Source organism: Novosphingobium sp. PP1Y, from assembly GCF_000253255.1.
GTDB lineage: Bacteria > Pseudomonadota > Alphaproteobacteria > Sphingomonadales > Sphingomonadaceae > Novosphingobium.
The window spans coordinates 2,648,107-2,667,415 of record NC_015580.1; the positions used below are offsets into that span (position 1 = coordinate 2,648,107).

Below are 19,309 nucleotides of genomic sequence, written 5' to 3' on the forward strand. Positions count from 1 at the left end.
TGGATAGATCGCGGCAATCGGATCGACCATCGACCCGCGCCGTCCCGTCACGCCTCCAGGGATGACCATGACAGGAGGGCGGCCCCTTATCCGTAAAGGGGCGCATTTGCAAGCCGTATCGCGGTTTGCGGCGGCTATTCGACCCGGGTTACGGTATAGCCGCGCGCGGCCAGCATCGCGGGCAGTCCCTGCGGTCCGGCCATATGGGCCGCGCCTACCGCTACGAAAGGCATGTTCCCGGCCTTCATGGCCTCGACGATCCGGTCGGTCCAGCGCCGGTTGCGTCCGGTGAACAGCACTTCGCGCAGCTCCGGGTCCGCAAGAAGGCCCTTTCGCGTTTCCTTCTCGATTGCGGCCATGTCGCCCTTGCGCCAGCTATCGGCAAGGTCGGTGTCCGAACTTGCGGCTTCCTTTATCACGGCGGCGAGCAGGTCGCGCTGTTCGCTCTCCGGCAAGGTGTCGAAAAGGCCGAGCTGTTCTTTCGCGCCTTCCAGCTCCACCACCGGTCGTTCCCCGGCCGCGGCGATCACCGCGCGATCCACCCCGTTGCGCGCCGCATCGTCGTCCGCGCCGCTGCGCGCCAGGGTAAGGGCAGCCGCCCAGGTGTCCATCGCCGCGAAATCGCCGTCGCCGTAGCCGGAGGACTTGAGCAGGGCGGCAAGGGCAGGGCGCTGGGGGGGCGCAATCCTGCTGGAGAGCGGAGGCTGACCTTCGCTTCTGGCAAGGCGGGCGAAAGTGGCGGCAACGTCGGCTTCGTCGGCAAGGTTGGCAACTTCGACCATGACCGTGTCGGCGGTATCGAGCGCGCGGCCCACGGCAGGCGTGCGCCACGCCAGCGGCCTCTCGGCGCTATGGATCGTCCCGAAGAGCCACGCCGTCTCGCCCGAGGAGCCTTCGACCTTCCACAGGGCAGGATCGGCCTTCTGTGGCTGGGGCGAACAGGCCAGCAGCGCCAGCGTCGCAAGCAGGGCAAGCAGCGGGCGCAAGGCGGTTTACTGCAGCCGGGTCGAAGGGACGCCCTGGGCGGCGAGCTGTTCCTGTACGCTGTCCTCGCCGGCAAGGTGACCCGCGCCGACCGCCACGAAGACGGTGCCCGGCTCATCGAGGCGGGCCTTGAGCCACTTGGCCCAGGCCGCATTGCGGTTGGTCAGCAGGACCTGCCGCACGCGCTTGTCGGTTTCGCCCGCATTTAGGATTTCGGCCAGTTCCTCGGCGCGGCCCGCCTTCCATGCCGCGATCAGCTTGGCCAAATCGTCGCGCATGGTCGGCAACTGGTCGAGCACTTCGCCGAGATAGTTCTCCTGCGCGTCGGCGGGCAGGCTGTCGAACAGGTCGATCTGATACGCGGCCGTCTCAAGCGCCTCGCGGGCAAGGCCGTGCTCTTTCGCCAGCGCCTCGATCTGGGATTCGACGCCGTTTTCGGACTTGTATCCCGCCTTCTGCATGGGCAGCGACGAGAGCAGCAGGGCGGCGTACCAGGGTTCGAAGCGGTCGAAGGCATTCACCGGTACGCCAAGATCGGTCATCGCCTTCTCATAGGCGCTGCGCTCTTTCTCCGGCAGGGCTTCGCGCAGCGTCTTGCCGTCGGTGCGCACGGCCTTGGTGAGAAATTCCTTCTGCAGGTCGGCGGGCGAATCGATGATCGCCTCGGTCACCAGCAGCTTGGACGAATTGAACGCCTTGGCGACCGGGCCGCTGTACCAGTCGGTTGCCTCGGGCAGAATGTGGATCGTCCCGAAGAGGTAGATCGTCGTGTCATCGTCCGCGATCTTCCACAGGCCCGGCGTCGCGGGTACCGGCTTCACCGCGACCGGGGCCTGCGGGCTCGTCGCAGCGGCGGCGACCGGGGCATTCGCAGAACCTTCGCCAGGCGTTGCCGGCGCTTCGCGCGCGAGTAGCGAAGTCGCGCCGAACAGTGTGAAAATGCAGGCGGAAATGCCCAGCCGGGCTTTGGTTCTGCTGATGATCATGGGCATGACAGTGGCCGACAATGGACAAACGTGCGATTAACGCAAGCCGCCTTGCCAGTTCCTTCAACAGTGTTTCAATGCACATGGTCGGCATTTCGCATGTCATGGCCTGTTGATTTGGCATCCCCGATCCGCCAAAGGCCGCGCAGCCAAGAAATTGACGGAATCTGCATGCCAACCGCCGCCGAACAGCCGCTCAGCTTCCAGGACATGATCCTGACGCTTCATAATTTCTGGAGCGCGCAGGGCTGCCTGATCCTCCAGCCCTACGACATGCGCATGGGCGCGGGCACCTTTCACCCTGCCACGACGCTGCGCGCACTCGGGCCGGAGCCGTGGAAGGCCGCCTACGTGCAGCCCTCGCGCCGCCCGACCGACGGTCGCTATGGCGAGAACCCGAACCGGCTGCAGCACTACTATCAGTATCAGGTCATCCTGAAGCCGAACCCCGAGAACCTGCAGGAACTCTATCTTGCCAGCCTCGCGGCAATCGGCGTCGATCCGCTCGCGCACGACATCCGTTTCGTCGAGGACGACTGGGAAAGCCCGACGCTGGGCGCCTGGGGCCTGGGCTGGGAAGTCTGGTGCGACGGCATGGAAGTGACGCAGTTCACGTATTTCCAGCAGGTCGGCGGGTTCGACTGCAAGCCGGTCGCCGGTGAGCTGACTTATGGCCTCGAGCGCCTTGCGATGTACATCCAGGGCGTCGACCGCGTCTATGATCTGCGCTTCAACAGCGAGGGCGTAAGCTACGGCGACGTCTTCCTTGCCAATGAGCAGCAGCTGTCGAAGTACAACTTCGAGATCGCCGATACCGATGCGCTGTTCGCAGGTTTCAAGGCGGCCGAGGCGGAATGCATGCGCTGCATCGACGCGCAGATCCCGCTCGCGGCCTACGACCAGGCGATCGAGGCTTCGCACCTGTTCAACCTGTTGCAGGCGCGCGGCGTCATCTCGGTGCAGGAACGCGCCAGCTATATCGGCCGCGTGCGCGATCTCGCCAAGGGCTCGTGCCAGGCCTGGATCGAAAAGAACAAGGACGAGTGGGAAGCCAAGTTCCCCGGGTGGACCGTATGACCGACTTTCTTCTCGAACTGCGCTCCGAGGAAATTCCCGCCCGCATGCAGGCGGGTGCGCGGGCCGATCTCGAAAAGCTCTTCCGCAAGGAAATGCAGGCTGCCGGTGTTGCCGTGGGCGCAGTTACCGTCTGGTCGACGCCCCGCCGCCTCGCGCTGATCGCGCGCGACCTGCCGCTTGCTACCGAAGCGGTGCGCGAAGAGACCAAGGGCCCGGCCGTCACTGCGCCCGAGCAGGCGCTGGAAGGCTTCCTGCGCAAGACCGGGCTGACCAGGGACCAGCTCGAAGTCCGCGACGTCAAGGGCAAGGACACGTACTTCGCGATCGTCGAAAAGCCGGGCCGCGCGGTCAGCGTGGTTCTGGCCGAGGCCATTCCGGCCATCGTGCGTGCATTCCCCTGGCCCAAGTCGCAGCGCTGGGGCGCGGCCTCGATTTCTACCGAATCCCTGCGCTGGGTGCGCCCGCTCTCGGGCATCGTGGCGATCCTGGGAGAGGACCTTGTCGAATGCGAGGTAGGCGGTATCCGCTCGGCCTATACGACCAAGGGCCACCGGTTCCACCACCCTGACGAGATCACCATCGGCGGCGCCAACGACTACGCCGACAAGCTGCGCGCCTGCCACGTCATCGTCGACCATGAGGAACGCCAGGACCTCGTCCGTACCAAGGCGCGCGAAGCGGCTGAAGCTGCCGGCCTGACGCTGGTCGAGGACGAAGGCCTGGTGATCGAGAATGCCGGCCTCACCGAATGGCCGGTGCCGCTGCTCGGCCGTTTCGACGAGGATTTCCTCGAGGTTCCGCCCGAGACCATCCAGCTCACCGCGCGCGTCAACCAGAAGTACTTCGTGTGCGAGAAGGACGGCCAGCTTGCCGATGCCTTCGTCTGCACGGCCAACATCGTCGCCAGCGACGGCGGTGAGGGCATCGTTGCGGGCAACCGCAAGGTCCTTGCCGCGCGCCTGTCCGACGCCCGCTTCTTCTGGGAGCAGGACCGCAAGACGCCGTTGTCGCAGCACGCGAAGAAGCTGGAACGCATCACCTTCCACGAGAAGCTGGGCACTGTCGCCGACAAGGTCGAGCGCGTCGCCAAGCTGGCGCAATGGTTGGCGAGCGAAGGTATCGTTCCCGGGTGCGATCCTGCACAGGCGCGCCAGGCCGCCGAACTGTGCAAGGCCGACCTCGTCACCGAAATGGTCGGTGAATTCCCTGAGCTTCAGGGCCTCATGGGCGGATACTATGCCCGCGCCGAGGGGCTGCCCGACGCCGTGGCCGATGCCATCCGCGATCACTACAAGCCCGTGGGTGCCGGCGACGACGTGCCGACTGCCCCGGTGACCGTGGCGCTGGCGCTGGCCGACAAGCTCGATACGCTCGCGTCTTTCTTCGAAATTAATGAGAAACCAACTGGTTCGAAAGATCCATTTGCGCTGAGAAGAGCGGCGCTTGGCGTAATTCGTCTAATTTCGGAGAACGGCTTGAAATTTCCTCTTCTGCGAGGATTTGATTTTGCCCTTCCAGAGATAAGAAGAGATTCTGGAAACTTCACTGATAACTCGCGGAAGAATTTAGCTAAGAAGGGCATGGATAAAGGCATGCACCTTGTCATGGGAAATACGCCATCGATTGTGGTGTATAAGCGCTTTGGGGGTTCAGAAGACAAGTACAGCCAAGTCGCGATTGAGTTGCTCGACTTCTTCGCCGACCGTCTCAAGGTCCAGCAGAAGGAAGCGGGCGTCCGCCACGACCTGATCGACGCGGTCTTTGCGCTGGGCGGCGAGGACGATCTCGTCCGCCTGCTCGCCCGCGTCCACGCCCTGCAGGCATTCGTCGAGACCGAGGACGGCACCAACCTGCTCGCCGGGTACAAGCGTGCGGCCAACATCCTCAAGAAGGAGGATTGGAGCGGACAGGACGACGGAATCGAGCATACCGGCGACGAAGACCCGCTTGAAAATGTCGACGATCCCGACATGCAGGCTGTCTATGCGGCCGAACTTGCCGAGCAGGCGGCGCACAAGGGGCTTTCCTACACGCCCGAAAAGGCAGAAAAAGCGCTGATCGACGCGCTCGACAGCGCCGAGCCGAAAGCGGCGGCTGCGGTTGCCGCAGAGGACTTCGCAAGCGCCATGGCGGCGCTGGCCTCCTTGCGCCAACCGATCGATGCATTCTTCGATGAGGTGACTGTGAACGATCCCGATCCCAGCAAGAGAACGGCACGTCTCGCGCTGCTTGATCGTTTCCGTGCTGCAGTGCACAATGTGGCGGATTTCTCGAAGGTCGAAGGGTAGGCATTTCAACCCGTTTTGACCGTGTAAACTGTGTAAACCAGAACAGGAAAGTCAGGGGACAGATGAGCAGGCAGGTCTATACCTTCGGTGGTGGCGTGAAGCACGATGACCCGCGTTCGCGCGACAAGGTCATCACCGGCGGCAAGGGCGCGAACCTTGCGGAGATGGCCGGTATCGGCCTGCCGGTGCCTCCCGGTTTCACGATCACCACTGAGGAATGCGTCAAGTATCTGGCCGAAGGCGGCGATTTCTCCGACGCCCTGCGCGCCGACGTTGCCGAGGCCCTGACCCACATCGAGAAGACGGTGGGCAAGGACTTCGGCTCGGCTGCCGATCCGCTGCTCGTTTCGGTCCGTTCCGGCGCCCGCGTTTCGATGCCGGGCATGATGGACACGGTCCTCAACCTCGGCCTCAACGATGACACGGTGGAGGGCCTGTCCGCCACTTCGGGCGACGAACGCTTCGCCTGGGACAGCTACCGCCGCTTCATCCAGATGTATTCCGACGTCGTCCTGGGCGTCGAGCACCACCTCTTCGAGGAAGCGCTCGAGATCGCCAAGGAAGACAACGGCTATCTCAACGACGTCGAGATGACCGCCGACAACTGGCGCGCCATCGTCAGGCAGTACAAGGGCATCGTCGAGAGCGAGCTTGGCCACGCCTTCCCGCAGGACGTCAACGAGCAGCTCTGGGGCGCCATCCGCGCCGTGTTCGATTCCTGGGATTCGGACCGCGCCAAGGTCTATCGCCGCCTGAACGACATTCCCGGCGACTGGGGCACGGCGGTCAACGTCCAGGCCATGGTCTTCGGCAACATGGGCGAAACGTCGGCCACCGGCGTTGCCTTCACCCGCGACCCGGCGACCGGCGAGAAGGCCTACTACGGCGAATGGCTGGTCAATGCGCAGGGCGAGGACGTCGTCGCCGGCATCCGCACGCCGCAGTACCTGACCAAGGCCGCCCGGGAGCGCGCCGGGGCCAAGCCGCTGTCGATGGAAGAGGCGATGCCCGAAGCCTACGGCGAGCTCGCCGCGGTCTTCGAGCTGCTCGAAAAGCACTACCGCGACATGCAGGACATCGAGTTCACCGTCGAGCGCGGCAAGCTGTGGATGCTTCAGACCCGTTCGGGCAAGCGCACTGCCAAGGCTGCGCTGAAGATGGCGGTCGACATGGTCGGCGAGGGCCTGATCGACGAGCCGACCGCGATCAGGCGCGTCGATCCGATGGCGCTCGACCAGCTGCTGCACCCCACGCTCGATCCCAAGGCTCCGCGCGACCTGCTGGGCAGGGGCCTCCCCGCCTCGCCGGGCGCGGCTTCGGGTTCGATCGTGCTCGATGCCGATACGGCCGAGAAGCGCGCGGAAATGGGCGAGGCGGTCATCCTCGTGCGTGTCGAGACCTCGCCTGAGGACATTCACGGCATGCACGCGGCCAAGGGCATCCTCACCGCACGCGGCGGCATGACCAGCCACGCGGCGGTCGTCGCGCGCGGCATGGGCCGTCCCTGCGTCTCTGGCGCTTCGGGCCTGTCGATCGACATGAAGACCCGCACCCTGCGCATGGGCAACCGTGAGCTGAAGGAAGGCGACATCCTGACGCTCGACGGCGCCAGCGGCGACATCATGGCCGGCGAAGTGCCGACTATCGAACCCGAACTTGCGGGCGACTTCGCTACCCTGATGGAGTGGGCCGACAAGCACCGCCGCATGAAGGTACGCACCAATGCCGAGACCCCGGCCGACTGCAAGATGGCCCGCCAGTTCGGCGCCGAAGGCATCGGCCTGTGCCGCACCGAGCACATGTTCTTCGATGCCGAACGCATTTCGTCCGTGCGCCAGATGATCCTGGCCGAAGACGAAGCCGGTCGCCGCGCCGCGCTGGAAAAGCTGCTGCCCGAACAGCGCGCCGACTTCCACGCGATCTTCGATGTGATGGCCGGTCTTCCGGTTACCATCCGCCTGCTCGACCCGCCGCTCCACGAGTTCCTGCCGCACGGCGAAGAGGAATTCGCCGAGTTGTCCGAGGCCATCGGCATCGGCGTGGCGACGCTCAAGCGCCGGGCCGATGAACTGCACGAGTTCAACCCGATGCTCGGCCATCGCGGTTGCCGTCTCGGCATCACCTTCCCCGAGATCTACGAGATGCAGGCCCGCGCCATCTTCGAGGCTGCCTGCGACGTCGCCGATGCCTCGGGCGATGCGCCCGTGCCTGAAGTGATGATCCCGCTCGTCGCGACCAGGCGCGAGCTGCAGATCCTCAAGAAGGTCGTCGACGATACAGCCGTAAAGGTCTTCGCCGAGAAGGGGCGCACGCTCGAGTACATGGTCGGCACCATGATCGAACTGCCGCGCGCAGCGCTGATGGCCGCCGAGATCGCCGAGGAGGCCAAGTTCTTCTCGTTCGGCACCAACGACCTCACGCAGACGACGCTGGGCGTCAGCCGCGACGATGCCGCGCGTTTCCTCAGCCCCTATGTCGAAAAGGGCATCTATCCGCGCGATCCGTTCGTCAGCCTCGACATCGAGGGCGTCGGCCAGCTCGTGACCATGGGCGCCGAGCGCGGACGCGCCACGCGCGCCGATCTCAAGCTCGGCATCTGCGGCGAACACGGCGGTGACCCGGCCTCGATCGCGTTCTGCGAGAAGACCGGCCTCGATTACGTCAGCGCCTCACCCTATCGCGTGCCGATCGCGCGACTGGCCGCAGCGCAGGCAGCGCTGGCCTGATCTGTCACGTTATCGGGCTGGAAGTCAGCGCTTCCAGCCCGATAACGTCAGGATTTCGAACTTTTCGACCGTGCGCCCGTCCTCGCCGGCGGCGGCGAAAGCCTCACGCGCCCTTTCCAGTGCCTGCTTGCCGAGCGCCGGAGCGTGATCGGCCAGGACATTGCCGCAGCCTTGCGCGCGCAGATCGCCTACGAGCCTGTCAAGGCTGCGGAACGATACCCGGAGCGGGCGCTGGTCGATGACCGGATCGGCGAAAAGCGTGCGTTGCAGCAGTTGTCCCCCCGACCGCACATCGACGGCGGGGTGCATGCGCGCCGCCGGCTGATCGCCGTCTGCCGAAAGCATCACGTCCCGCAAGGTCGGCAGGCAGCCCGCCGAAAGGAAACTCGCAATCATCATGCCGCCGGGCGCCAGCGCCTTGCGGATGTGGATGAGGGCGCCGGGCAGGTCGTTGAGGGTGTCGAGCGTACCGAGGCTCGCGATCAGGTCGAAGCCGTCGAAGGGGAATGGCTGCTCCTCTTCGAAGCCCTCGGCCGGCTCAACCGCGGTGACCTTGACCCCGCGTGCTGCAAGGTTTCGGGCAAGCTCGCCCGTCCAGTCCCCGATGACAAGGGCGCTCGCCGGTTCGAAGCGCAGGAAGTCGAGCCGCTCGATGACGTCTTCGACCATGTCCTCGATCAGGTAACGCGGTGCATCGGGCCGGTTCTGCAGAGCGAGCATGCGGCGGCGGGCCATGCGGCGCCGGGCGGGGGAGAAAATGCGGGGGGGACCTTTGCTTGCCATCTGCGCCCCCTGCCGCGTGTTCGGCCTGCACGCAACCGGTTGTCGCGCCGGACCGATCGGTTAGCATGAGCCGATGTCGCTTTCCCAAGCTCTCGCGCCGCTGGTCGATTTGGTCTTTCCACCACGCTGCCCGCTCTGCGGCGAGGGCATTGCTGCGCAGACGGGCCTGTGTTCACGGTGCTGGTCCGAGCTTGCGATTCCCGGCGAACCCTCCTGCGCCACCTGTTCGCGACCGTTCGCCGATGGCGTGGGTGAGGGCTCTGTCTGCGCGCCGTGCCTTGCCGAGCCCCCGCGCCATGACGGGATCGCTGCGGCCACGCTCTACAACGATGTCTCGCGCAAGTTGGTGCTGTCGCTCAAGCATGGCAATCGCATCTCGCTTGCGCCGATGATGGCCGGATTGATGCTGCCGAAACTGCCGTTCATGGACGATAGCTGGCTGATCGCGCCCGTGCCGCTGCATCGCTGGCGATTGTGGAAGCGCGGTTACAACCAATCGGCAGAGCTTGCGCGCGAGATAGGCAAAGCGACGAAGGCAAGCCATTGCGTGGATCTGCTGGAGCGCAGAAAGGCGACGCCTTCGCTTGGCGGCCTGGGCCGCAGCGCCCGCAAACGTGTGCTGACAGGTGCGATTGGCTTGAACCCGCGCCGCAAAGCTGTGGTGAAGGGGGCTAAGGTCGTTCTGGTAGACGACGTCAGGACCAGCGGGGCGACAAGTGATGCCTGCGTCTCCGCGCTCAAGCGCGCCGGAGCCGGAAAAGTGGTGATCGCCTGCTTCGCGCGGGTGCTGGATGAAGCGCTCGACTTGACCTGACCAGCAGCGGGACCATACGAAAACGCCCGGAGCGGTCAGCTCCGGGCGCCCTCGTGACGAAACTCGTGGACCCCGTTATCCGGTTCAGCGGCGCCCCTGCACGCCGCTTGGTCCGATCCCTCAACTTGGTTCCCTGAACCGTGGCGCTTGTCTGTCAGCGACCTTTGGGTCAGAAGCAGCCCCCCAGCTGCGGAGCTCAAAATCCTACGAAACGCCGATCTTGGAAAGTGCATTTCCGGCAATACGTGGATTTTGACCATCATCTGTGGTTATCGTGCAACATTCACTGCGTTGAACAGGTCGAAAAGGAAATCTACCGCATGTCAGACGTCTCAAGCGCCGAACGCGAATTGGGAACCGCTTTCTTGCCGAAGTTCGATGCGCATGGACTGCTGATTGCCATTGCCGTCGACTCGGTCAGCCGCGAGATACTCATGGTTGCGTACATGGACGAGGAAGCGCTGGCCAAGACCCGCGAAACGGGCCTTGCGCACTTTCATTCGCGCTCACGCGGCAAGCTCTGGCTCAAGGGAGAGACTTCCGGACACTTCCTGCGGGTGCAGGAAATGCGGGTCGATTGCGATCAGGATGCGCTCATGCTGGTGGTCAAGCCGGAGGGCCCGGCTTGCCATACGGGCGCGCGCAGCTGCTTCTACCGCCAACTGGAAGGCGACGAACTGCGCCGCATTGCCGAATGATTCCGGTTTTCCGGGAAGGGCCGATCCTGTTACGGCCCTTCCCGGAAGATCTCGTCAGCCAAGGATCTCGTCGAAGAGGTTGACCATCGCGGCCCAGCTCTGGCGATCGGCGCTGGCATCGTAGCCCAGCGCGTCCATGCCCCGGGAATCGCTCGCCGGCTCGGTAAAGCCGTGCTTGACGCCGCTGTAGGCATGGAAGTGCCAGTTGGCGCCGGCCGCATCCATTTCTTCCCAGAAGCCCATGACCTGATCGCGCGGAACCATCGGGTCGGCATCGCCGTGGCACACCAGAATACGTGCCTTGATCGCGCCCGGCGCGGTGGGGACGCTCGCTCCCAGTGTGCCGTGAAAGCTGACGACGGCCGCGAGGTCCTGTCCGTCACGGGCGGTTTCAAGCGCAGCCTGGCCCCCCATGCAATAACCGATGGCGAACATCGTCAAGTCGCGGGCTTCGGGAAGACCGCGCAGCGCAGAGATCGCGGCGGCGCAGCGCGCGCGGTAATAGGCATTGTCTTCGCGCAGCGCCTTGGCGAGCGGAAAGGAGGCCTCGAAGCTCGCGACCGGTTCGCCGTAAAAGTCGGCAACCATGGCCAGATAGCCCAGTTCTGCGAGCATCTGCGCGCGATGGGCCGTGCCTTCATTGTGGTTGGCGATCGTCGGGAAGACGAGCACCGCAGCGCGCGGCGTGCCCTTAGGGCGGGCAAGCCACCCGGTCAGGTCGACGTCGGCGTGCGAGTAGGAGATGGGCTGCAAGTCACTCATTCGGGGAGAAACTCCGGAACAGACAGGTAGCGCTCGCCTGTGTCGTAATTGAAGCCGAGCACACGGCTGCCGGCAGGAAGGTCCTTCAGCTTCTGGGCGATCGCGGCCAGCGTCGCCCCCGAACTGATGCCCACCAGCATACCCTCGGTCGTGGCGCAGCGGCGCGCCATGTCCTTGGCGTCGGCAGGATCGACCTGGATCGCGCCATCGATCGACTGGGTGTGAAGGTTCGACGGGATGAAGCCCGCGCCGATGCCCTGGATCGGGTGCGGGCCGGGCTGTCCACCGGAAATGACCGGCGAAAGGGTCGGTTCGACCGCATAGGCCTTCATGTCGGGCCACTTGGCCTTGAGCGTCTCGGCGCAGCCGGTGAGGTGGCCGCCGGTGCCCACGCCGGTGATGAGCACGTCGACGGGGGTGTCGGCGAAGTCGGCCAGGATTTCCTGGGCCGTCGTGCGGACATGGACGTCGACGTTGGCCGGGTTGTCGAACTGCTGGGGCATCCACGCGCCCGGCGTGCTATCGACCAGTTCCTTTGCACGTTCGATCGCGCCCTTCATGCCCTTTTCCTTGGGCGTGAGGTCGAACGTGGCGCCATAGGCCAGCATCAGCCGGCGGCGTTCGATCGACATCGATTCGGGCATGACGAGGATCAGCTTGTAGCCCTTGACCGCGGCAACCATGGCTAGGCCAATGCCGGTGTTGCCCGAAGTCGGCTCGATGATGGTTCCGCCCGGCTTGAGACTGCCGTCGGCCTCTGCAGCCTCGATCATTGCAAGGCCGATGCGGTCCTTGATCGATCCTCCGGGATTGGCGCGCTCCGCCTTCACCCAGACTTCATGGTCCGGGAACAGGCGCGAGAGCCGGATATGCGGCGTATTGCCGATAGTGGCGAGAATGCTGTCAGCCTTCATGCTCATGCTCCCTCTGGCGATAATGTGGCTCGAATGTGCGGGCGTTGCGGATCTCGGGAAAGATCCATGCCCAGATTGCGGTAATGACTATGGCAGCGCCGCCGCCGAAAACAACAGCCCCACTGGCACCGAGCAGTGCAGCAGCCACCCCGGACTGCATTTCCCCCAGCTCATTGGAAGCGGAAACGGCGACGCCGGAAATGGCCGAGACACGGCCCCGCATCTCGTCGGGCGTGTTTAGCTGGATCAGCGAATTGCGAATGAAGACCGAGATCATGTCCGCCGCACCCAGCACGGCCAGAAAGCCCAGTGACAGCCAGTAGTTCCACGAGAGACCGAACGCCACCGTAGCCGCGCCGTAGGCGCCTACCGCAAGCAGCATCTTCACACCGACATTGGTGTTGAAGGGCCGGAATGACAAAAGCAGCGCGACGATGGCTGCTCCGAAGGCAGGCGCGGCCCGCATGGGACCAAGTCCTTCGGGACCAACCTGCAGGATGTCGCGGGCAAAGACCGGCAGCAGCGCGGTAGCCCCGCCGAGGAGGACCGCAAAGAGATCCAGCGTAATGCAGCCGAGCAGGAAACGTTCGTGCCACACGAAGTGGAAGCCATGCATGATCTGGCGCACGGGATGGGTCTTGCGGGCGTGGGCCGAGGGCGGCGGCAGTGTGCGGATCAGCATGATGCTGGCGCTGGCCATGACCATCAGCACCAGCGAGATCCAGTAGGGCAGGTCGCGCTCATGCGCGAAGAGAAACCCGTAGGACGCCGGGCCGACGACGGTGCCGGCCTGCCAGGCGATGGAATTGAGCGCGATGGCCTTCGGGATCAGTTCGGACGGCACGATGTTGGGCGCAATGGCGCTCAGCGCAGGACTTACGAAGACGCGGGCGCTCCCGTGCAGTGCCGCGAAGAAGAACAGCAGCGGCAGGCTGTGAATCTCGAACATGGTTGTCACGGCAAGCCCACCGGCGATGATCATGTCGACGCACATTGCGGCAGCGGCGACCTTTCGCCTGTCGAACATGTCGGCAACCACGCCCGCAACTGGCGTCAGCAGGAACAGCGGCACGAACTGCACCAGGCCGAGGATGCCGAGCTGCAGCGATGCCTGCGGAATTGACATGCCGTATTCGGCGCGCGCAACATCGTAGAGTTGGTAGCCGATGATGACGACCATGCCGGTCGTGGCGACAACCGCCATGAACCGGGCGAACCAGAACTTGCGGAAGTCAGCGATGCGAAGGGGGGACGACGGTGTGCTCACGCGGGCACCTGTGGCACTGCCGCCGCCCCTTGCCAAGTCGCTCCTTTAAATGTCTCTTACAGCGAGAATTTTGCCGTCAGGCGGATGTCCCGGCCGGCGATCGGCACGAAGTCGCGCGTCTCCGATGCCGCGAGGCGTCCGGTGACGCCGAACAGGTTGTCCGCCGAGAGGATCAGCGAGACCGGGCCATCCTCGCCCATCGGACGCCAGGTGGCGCTGGCATTGACGAGAGTGAAGGCACTGGTGGGGTTTTCGTTGTCAGCGACACGGTCCTGCCTAGCGTTCCACTCGACCTCTGAGCGAAGGGAGAGCACGGAGGAACCGAATTCAAGACCACCGCGCACGCGCAGCGGCGGGATGCGAGGTACCGGCCCGATGTCGGCGAGGCGCGCGTGGGTGTAATCCACCCCGGTATCCAATTTCAGGGAATTGTTCATACCCCAGCGCAGGAAAGTCACTTCGCCTTCGGCCTCGACGCCGCGGAAGCGGGCAGGGGCCTGGAGGTATTGATAGACGGGGAAATCCTCGATGATCTCGCCTGTCGGGGCGGCAGTGATGAAATTGGCGAAGTTCGTGCCGAAGGCCGTGACCGAAGCGTTGAAATCGCCACCGCTGTAGCGAACCCCCGCCTCGATGCCGTCGCTGCGCTCGACGGTGAAGCCGGGATTGCCCCGTTCATAGGACTGGGTGGCATCGTGCATGCCGTCGACGAAAAGCTCCTCGGCAGACGGAGCGCGTTCGCCGTGCGCGTAATTGACCGAGACGGTCATGTTCTCGATCGGGTGCCAGGCGATGCCCGCAACACCCGAGTATTGTGAAAAGTTGCGCTTCTCGTTCGTCGGAATGGTGCGGATGCGCGTGTTCTCGTAGCGCAGTGCGCCTTCCAGGTCGAAAGCACCCAGTTCGATGTGCTGCAGGGTGAAGACGGCGAAGCGATCGGTCTGGTTGTCCGGCAGAAGCAGTTCGTCGCCGCTGATGTCGAGCCGTTTGGACGAGTATTGTACGCCGCTGCTGCCGCTCCAGATGCCGCGCCGCGCCTGGTCGGCCTGCGCGCGTACTTCCAGCCCCTTGCTGTGGAACTGGGTGCCGATATTGCCGTCCTCGACTTCGGCGTGCTCATAGTCACCATAGGCCCCGCGCAGTTCCAGACGCTTGAGGAAGCCTTCAAGGTTCAGCCCGGCGCGAAGGTCGACACGGGTCTGCCGCAGGGAGATGGAGGTCTCTCCCGGATCGGTCGAAGGGCGCGGCGGGATGCCGTAGTCCGTGGCCAGTCGTTCGACCGAGACGCCGATGTCGCCGCCTTCGTCGATGAAGGCGATGCCCGCCCCCAGGGTCCAGCCCTTGGCCCAGCTGTTGGGGATACGCCCCTTGCGGTTGGCCTGCGCCGTCAGGCGTGCCGCGCCTTCGGCGTCGCCGTCTGCCGCAAGGTCGTCTGCCTGCGTCAACGTTTGCGCACGCAGCTCCGGCGACAGGATGTAGCCGCCGACGCGAAGGTCGTTGGCGTGGTTGTACGAGGCGTCGAAGTGGGTGACGACTCGCGGATCGAGCCGGACGTCGGCGGCAACACCTCCGTTCACACCATCGGCTGCCGTGCCGTATGAGCCCAGTGCATCGAGGGTGATGAGCTTGTCCGGGACCCGGCGGGGAATGCGCTTGTCGGTGGCGTTGACCGCACCGCCAGCCGGATCGCTGGCATAAAGCAGGACGCGCGGGCCGTGCAGGACTTCGACCCTGTCGACGTTGAGAGTGTCGAGCGAGACGGCATGGTCCGCCGAAACGGAGGATGCGTCGAGCGAACCGAGGCCGTCGAGCAGTACCTGCACGCGCGGACCGTCGAAGCCGCGCAGGATCGGGCGCGATACGCCGGGCGCGAAGCCGCTGCTCGATACGCCGGGAAGGCTGGCCAGCATCTGCCCGATCTGCGGCGCAAGATTGCGGGTGAGCGTCTCGCCCTGAAGTACGACGGGGGCGGAAATGGGGTCGGTGTTCCCGGATATAACACGGCCGGTGACGATGATATCCGGGCCGCTTTCGTTGGCGTGGGTGCTGTCGTCTGCCGGACTGACCGACTGGGGAGCTGCGGTTTCGGCAAAGGTGGGAGCGGCGATGAAGGGAAGGGCCGCGGTGGCAAGGAAGCTGGCGTGAAGCAGCCTGGCGATTCGGGGGGAGGAGAAGTTGCTCATGTTTGTTGCTTAATTGTAATGTTATATTATATCAACATGCGATAGCAGTCGGTGAAGATATAATGACACGCTGCGGCAAGGACCTGCCGCCGGCAGGCGCACTGCATAGCCGGATTGGACACCGCTCATCCAAAACGCGGGATGCGCGGCGGCTCCGGGGTAGCCCGATAGTGCTTCTAGAGGTGTGCCGCGTTGCGGCGCGAAATCAACGGCGGGGACGCAGGCGCGGATTTGGCTGGATTGCATCGACCAGCTTGAGGAAGTCATCCACGCGTATGATTCGTTCGAACTGAAAGCCTGCGCGGCCTTCGTGCGACCAGATGAGATGGGCCTCGATCCGGCCGATTACGGGCAAACGCAGTACCACGCGCTCGCCTCGGTCGAGGTTCAGTTCGCCATTGGCCATGAAGCCTTGAGCGGAAACGTTGACGATGTGCAGGCGAACGTCGCCCAGTTGGCGATGTTCGCCGATGACCGAGTGATCCACCGGATGCCGTGCCGCGCGGCGCTTGTCGGTTACGCTGAGCTGTGCTCCGGCACTCATCGTCGTTTTGCCTCAATGTAGTTGTCAAGGCAGACATGATGCATGCAATTGGCAAACAATCCGTAAACCCGGCAAGATTTTGCCGGGTTTACGGCGAGATGCCGAGATTTATACGCCTTTAAGGATGCCGTGCTTCTTCTTGCCGAGGCTGAGCTTGCGGGTTTCTCCGGCAGGCACCGTGATCAGCAGGCCCGGATCGTCCATCGCGGCATCGTCCAGCTTGACTGCTCCTTCGCCGATCTTGCGCTTGGCCTCGCCATTGGAGGCGGTGAAACCCAGCGCCGTGCAGGCCACGCCGAGCCGAATTCCTTCAGCGCTCACTTCTACCGTCGGAAGGTCTTCGCCCAGGCCGCCGCCTGCGAAAGTCTGCGCGGCGGTCGCTTCGGCGGCCCTGGCAGCCTCTTCGCCGCGGCAGAGCCTGGTTGCCTCGTTTGCGAGGATCACCTTGGCATCGTTGATGGCGCCGCCTTCGAGCGCTTCCAGCCGGGCGATCTCGTCAAGCGGCAGGTCGGTGAACAGGCGCAGGAACTTGCCGACGTCGCGGTCGTCGCAATTGCGCCAGAACTGCCAGTAATCGTAAGAGGAGAGGGCGTCCTCGTTGAGCCAGACCGCGCCCGAGACCGACTTGCCCATCTTCGAGCCATCGGCCTTGGTGATGAGCGGGGTCGTCAATCCAAAGACCTCCTTGCCGTCCATGCGCCGTGCCAGTTCCACGCCATTGACGATGTTGCCCCACTGGTCCGATCCGCCCATCTGCAGGCGCACGCCCATCGTGTCGCTCAGGTGCCGGAAGTCATAGCCCTGCAGGATCATGTAGTTGAATTCGAGGAACGTCATCGGCTGCTCGCGCTCGAGGCGAAGCTTGACCGAATCGAAGCTGAGCATGCGGTTGACGGTGAAGTGCGTGCCGACCTTCTGCAGCATCTCGATGTAGCCGATCTGGCCCAGCCAGTCGTGATTGTTGACCATGACCGCGTCGGTCGGGCCGTCGCCGAAAGTAAGGAAGCGTTCGAAGGCCGTACGGATCGAGGCGATGTTCGCTTCGATGGCTTCATCCGAGAGCATCTTGCGCACTTCGTCCTTGCCGGTCGGATCGCCGATGCGCGTGGTGCCGCCGCCCATGAGGACCACCGGCTTGTGGCCGGCCTGCTGCAGGCGGCGAAGCAGCATGATCGAGACAAGGTTGCCGACATGGAGCGAGGATGCCGTCGCGTCGAAGCCTACATAGCCCGGCACGACCTGCTTGGAGGCAAGGGCATCGAGGCCCTCGGCGTCGGTCATCTGGTGGATGTAGCCGCGCTCGGCGAGCAGGCGGAGCAGGGAAGAGTTGTAGGTCATGGCCTTACTGTCTGGATGGATGTCTCTTGTTTGGAGCGGGGCGCCTAGCACGCGGCGAGCCTGAAACAAAGCACACAGGCGCACATGTCGCACCGCCAAGGCGCATGATCGCCGGAAACTCGGGATCGGTGGCGAAGCCGATTGCAATTTGCCGGCAGTTCGGCCCTAGTCAAAGCGACCATGACAGACCTTAGATATCATCCCGCTCATCCGCCCGCCCATATCCGAAGCGTGGAGACGCGCTTCATCGGCTTTGATCACGAATGGGTCCGGGTTCGCTGGAAAATCCTCGGTGCGGCAAGGCTTGTCGTTCCGCCTTTCGCGGGCAAGGGAAGGGACGATGGGCTGTGGAACACGACATGTTTCGAGCTGTTCCTGCAGACGCCCGGCGACAAGGCCTATGTCGAACTGAACCTTTCGCCGTCCGAACGCTGGAACGCCTACGATTTCGAAGGCCGCCGCGAAGGCATGGCGGAGCGGCCTATGCCGCGCGAGCCGGAATGTACCATGCGCAAGGGCACGGACATGGCCATCTTCGATGCGGCAATTCCGGCCGCGGGGCTTCCTGCGCGGCCCTGGCATTGCGGGCTGACTGCGGTGCTCGAGGAGGAGGGCGGCGTGAAATCATTCTGGGCCCTGTCCCATGCCAACCCGGATGCGCCGGACTTCCACGATCCGGCTTGCTTCACGTTCGAGGTTGCGGCACCGAGCGTGGCATGAAATTCGGTATCGACCGCCTGCTGGCGGACCCTGAACTGCGCAAGCCGCTGGCCGGCCGCCGCGTCGCGCTCATCGCTCACCCGGCCTCGGTCACTGATCGTCTCGTGCATTCGCTGGACGCGCTGGCGGCCTGTCCCGACATCGCCCTGACGGCCGCCTTCGGTCCGCAGCACGGCCTCAAGGGCGACAAGCAGGACAACATGGTCGAGACCGCGGACGAGCGCGATCCGCTCTACGATATACCGGTGTTCAGCCTCTACGGTGAAGTGCGCCGCCCCAGCGCGGCAATGATGGACACGGCCGATGTCTTCCTGTTCGACCTGCAGGACCTGGGCTGCCGCATCTACACGTTCGTGACGACGCTGCTCTACATGCTTGAGGCCGCGGCGGCACAGGGCAAGAGCGTGTGGGTTCTGGACCGTCCCAATCCCGCTGGCCGTCCGGTTGAGGGCACCACGTTGCTGGCAGGTCAGGAAAGTTTCGTCGGCGCCGGGCCCATGCCGATGCGCCACGGCCTGACCCTGGGCGAAATGGGGCACTGGTTCGTTCGCCAGTTCGGGCTGGACGTCGATTACCGGGTCATCGCGATGGAAGGCTGGGCGCCGTCGCAGGCTTCAGGGTTCGGGTGGCCGGACAGTCGGATCTGGATCAATCCCAGTCCCAACGCGGCCAACCTCAACATGGCCCGGGCCTATGCCGGCACGGTCATGCTCGAAGGCACGACGCTTTCGGAAGGCCGCGGTACGACGCGCCCGCTCGAAGTCCTGTTCGGCGCGCCTGACGTTGATGCCAGGGCGGTTCTTGCCGAAATGGAACGGGTGGCGCCCCACTGGCTCGGCGGCTGCGCCCTTCGTGAGTGCTGGTTCGAACCGACCTTCCACAAGCATCAGGGCAAGCTGTGCAGCGCGCTTATGATCCATGCCGAGGGCGGATTCTACGATCACCACGCGTTCCGCCCCTGGCGCCTGCAGGCGCTGGCGTTCAAGGCGATCCGCAACCTCTACCCAGACTATCCGCTCTGGCGCGACTTCCCGTACGAATACGAATTCGACCGGCTTGCCATCGACGTGATCAACGGCGGCCCGGCGCTGCGCGAATGGGTGGATGATGCAGGTTCGCAACCTGGCGACCTCGACGCCTTGGCAGGGCAAGATGAGGCGGCATGGCTGGAAACCACGAGGGACCTGCTGCTTTACGGGGGATAACCGGGTTGCCTTGACCCCTC

The 19,309-nt window shown here is 64.4% G+C and carries 16 protein-coding genes; 7 read left to right on the forward strand and 9 right to left on the reverse strand.

What is annotated here, in order from left to right; translation table 11 throughout:
- Positions 1-134 precede the first annotated feature (134 nt).
- Complete coding sequence (locus PP1Y_RS18555; RefSeq protein ID WP_013833592.1) at positions 135-986, reverse strand: TraB/GumN family protein; 852 nt, start codon at positions 984-986, stop codon at positions 135-137.
- Between the two features lie 6 nt (positions 987-992).
- Positions 993-1,970, reverse strand: a complete 978-nt coding sequence (locus PP1Y_RS18560; RefSeq protein WP_013833593.1) for a TraB/GumN family protein — start codon at positions 1,968-1,970, stop codon at positions 993-995.
- A gap of 171 nt (positions 1,971-2,141) precedes the next feature.
- On the opposite strand from PP1Y_RS18560, the gene PP1Y_RS18565 reads away from it, so the two are divergent.
- The 3 genes from PP1Y_RS18565 to ppdK all read left to right on the forward strand — a co-directional run bounded on the left by PP1Y_RS18565 (position 2,142) and on the right by ppdK (position 8,061).
- The gene (locus PP1Y_RS18565) at positions 2,142-3,047 is read left to right on the forward strand and encodes a glycine--tRNA ligase subunit alpha (protein WP_013833594.1); all 906 of its coding nucleotides are present in this window, start codon (positions 2,142-2,144) and stop codon (positions 3,045-3,047) included.
- Positions 3,044-5,335 carry a glycine--tRNA ligase subunit beta gene (glyS, locus tag PP1Y_RS18570; RefSeq protein WP_013833595.1) on the forward strand — a complete coding sequence of 764 codons (2,292 nt, stop codon included), beginning with the start codon at positions 3,044-3,046 and terminating at the stop codon, positions 5,333-5,335. Before PP1Y_RS18565 ends, glyS begins: the two co-directional genes overlap by 4 nt.
- A gap of 62 nt (positions 5,336-5,397) precedes the next feature.
- Positions 5,398-8,061, forward strand: coding sequence for a pyruvate, phosphate dikinase (gene ppdK, locus PP1Y_RS18575; protein WP_013833596.1), 2,664 nt, complete (start codon positions 5,398-5,400; stop codon positions 8,059-8,061).
- Between the two features lie 24 nt (positions 8,062-8,085).
- On the opposite strand, the gene PP1Y_RS18580 is transcribed toward ppdK, so the two are convergent.
- Complete coding sequence (locus tag PP1Y_RS18580) at positions 8,086-8,844, reverse strand: bifunctional 2-polyprenyl-6-hydroxyphenol methylase/3-demethylubiquinol 3-O-methyltransferase UbiG (protein ID WP_013833597.1); 759 nt, start codon at positions 8,842-8,844, stop codon at positions 8,086-8,088.
- Positions 8,845-8,917: 73 nt separating this feature from the next.
- Between PP1Y_RS18580 and PP1Y_RS18585 the strand changes: the two genes are divergently transcribed.
- Positions 8,918-9,658, forward strand: coding sequence for a ComF family protein (locus PP1Y_RS18585; RefSeq protein ID WP_013833598.1), 741 nt, complete (start codon positions 8,918-8,920; stop codon positions 9,656-9,658).
- A 320-nt stretch (positions 9,659-9,978) separates the two neighbouring features.
- On the forward strand, positions 9,979-10,356 hold the full coding sequence (hisI, locus tag PP1Y_RS18590) for a phosphoribosyl-AMP cyclohydrolase (protein ID WP_013833599.1): 378 nt from the start codon (positions 9,979-9,981) through the stop codon (positions 10,354-10,356).
- Positions 10,357-10,410: 54 nt separating this feature from the next.
- Here the strand turns inward: hisI and PP1Y_RS18595 are convergent, their stop codons facing one another.
- The 6 genes from PP1Y_RS18595 to tyrS form a co-directional block, all read right to left on the reverse strand.
- Positions 10,411-11,118, reverse strand: a complete 708-nt coding sequence (locus PP1Y_RS18595; RefSeq protein WP_013833600.1) for a dienelactone hydrolase family protein — start codon at positions 11,116-11,118, stop codon at positions 10,411-10,413.
- Complete coding sequence (gene cysK / locus PP1Y_RS18600; protein ID WP_013833601.1) at positions 11,115-12,032, reverse strand: cysteine synthase A; 918 nt, start codon at positions 12,030-12,032, stop codon at positions 11,115-11,117. Before cysK ends, PP1Y_RS18595 begins: the two co-directional genes overlap by 4 nt.
- The gene (locus PP1Y_RS18605; RefSeq protein ID WP_013833602.1) at positions 12,022-13,299 is read right to left on the reverse strand and encodes an MFS transporter; all 1,278 of its coding nucleotides are present in this window, start codon (positions 13,297-13,299) and stop codon (positions 12,022-12,024) included. Before PP1Y_RS18605 ends, cysK begins: the two co-directional genes overlap by 11 nt.
- Positions 13,300-13,355: 56 nt before the next feature.
- Entirely contained in the window at positions 13,356-15,482 is a 2,127-nt protein-coding gene (locus tag PP1Y_RS18610; RefSeq protein ID WP_013833603.1) for a TonB-dependent receptor, read from the reverse strand.
- A gap of 205 nt (positions 15,483-15,687) precedes the next feature.
- A complete protein-coding gene (locus tag PP1Y_RS18615) occupies positions 15,688-16,026 on the reverse strand; it encodes a pilus protein PilZ (RefSeq protein ID WP_013833604.1) in 339 nt (112 codons plus the stop codon).
- A gap of 108 nt (positions 16,027-16,134) precedes the next feature.
- A complete protein-coding gene (tyrS, locus tag PP1Y_RS18620; RefSeq protein ID WP_013833605.1) occupies positions 16,135-17,364 on the reverse strand; it encodes a tyrosine--tRNA ligase in 1,230 nt (409 codons plus the stop codon).
- Positions 17,365-17,544: 180 nt separating this feature from the next.
- Here tyrS and PP1Y_RS18625 point away from each other — a divergent pair, with 180 nt between their 5' ends.
- Both PP1Y_RS18625 and PP1Y_RS18630 read left to right on the forward strand, forming a co-directional pair.
- Positions 17,545-18,084: a DOMON-like domain-containing protein gene (locus PP1Y_RS18625; protein WP_013833606.1), complete on the forward strand. Its 540-nt coding sequence runs from the start codon at positions 17,545-17,547 to the stop codon at positions 18,082-18,084.
- Complete coding sequence (locus PP1Y_RS18630) at positions 18,081-19,289, forward strand: exo-beta-N-acetylmuramidase NamZ domain-containing protein (RefSeq protein WP_013833607.1); 1,209 nt, start codon at positions 18,081-18,083, stop codon at positions 19,287-19,289. Before PP1Y_RS18625 ends, PP1Y_RS18630 begins: the two co-directional genes overlap by 4 nt.
- Positions 19,290-19,309 lie beyond the last annotated feature (20 nt).

Excerpts from the sequence above, each read along its gene's own strand:
- PP1Y_RS18580 (WP_013833597.1), bottom strand. The coding sequence starts at position 8,844 with ATGGCAAGCAAAGGTCCCCCCCGCATTTTCTCCCCCGCCCGGCGCCGC.
- PP1Y_RS18585 (WP_013833598.1), top strand. The coding sequence starts at position 8,918 with ATGTCGCTTTCCCAAGCTCTCGCGCCGCTGGTCGATTTGGTCTTTCCA.
- hisI (WP_013833599.1), top strand. The coding sequence starts at position 9,979 with ATGTCAGACGTCTCAAGCGCCGAACGCGAATTGGGAACCGCTTTCTTG.
- PP1Y_RS18625 (WP_013833606.1), top strand. The coding sequence starts at position 17,545 with ATGACAGACCTTAGATATCATCCCGCTCATCCGCCCGCCCATATCCGA.
- PP1Y_RS18560 (WP_013833593.1), bottom strand. The coding sequence starts at position 1,970 with ATGATCATCAGCAGAACCAAAGCCCGGCTGGGCATTTCCGCCTGCATT.
- PP1Y_RS18630 (WP_013833607.1), top strand. The coding sequence starts at position 18,081 with ATGAAATTCGGTATCGACCGCCTGCTGGCGGACCCTGAACTGCGCAAG.
- PP1Y_RS18610 (WP_013833603.1), bottom strand. The coding sequence starts at position 15,482 with ATGAGCAACTTCTCCTCCCCCCGAATCGCCAGGCTGCTTCACGCCAGC.
- ppdK (WP_013833596.1), top strand. The coding sequence starts at position 5,398 with ATGAGCAGGCAGGTCTATACCTTCGGTGGTGGCGTGAAGCACGATGAC.
- glyS (WP_013833595.1), top strand. The coding sequence starts at position 3,044 with ATGACCGACTTTCTTCTCGAACTGCGCTCCGAGGAAATTCCCGCCCGC.
- cysK (WP_013833601.1), bottom strand. The coding sequence starts at position 12,032 with ATGAAGGCTGACAGCATTCTCGCCACTATCGGCAATACGCCGCATATC.
- PP1Y_RS18595 (WP_013833600.1), bottom strand. The coding sequence starts at position 11,118 with ATGAGTGACTTGCAGCCCATCTCCTACTCGCACGCCGACGTCGACCTG.
- PP1Y_RS18615 (WP_013833604.1), bottom strand. The coding sequence starts at position 16,026 with ATGAGTGCCGGAGCACAGCTCAGCGTAACCGACAAGCGCCGCGCGGCA.
- PP1Y_RS18565 (WP_013833594.1), top strand. The coding sequence starts at position 2,142 with ATGCCAACCGCCGCCGAACAGCCGCTCAGCTTCCAGGACATGATCCTG.
- tyrS (WP_013833605.1), bottom strand. The coding sequence starts at position 17,364 with ATGACCTACAACTCTTCCCTGCTCCGCCTGCTCGCCGAGCGCGGCTAC.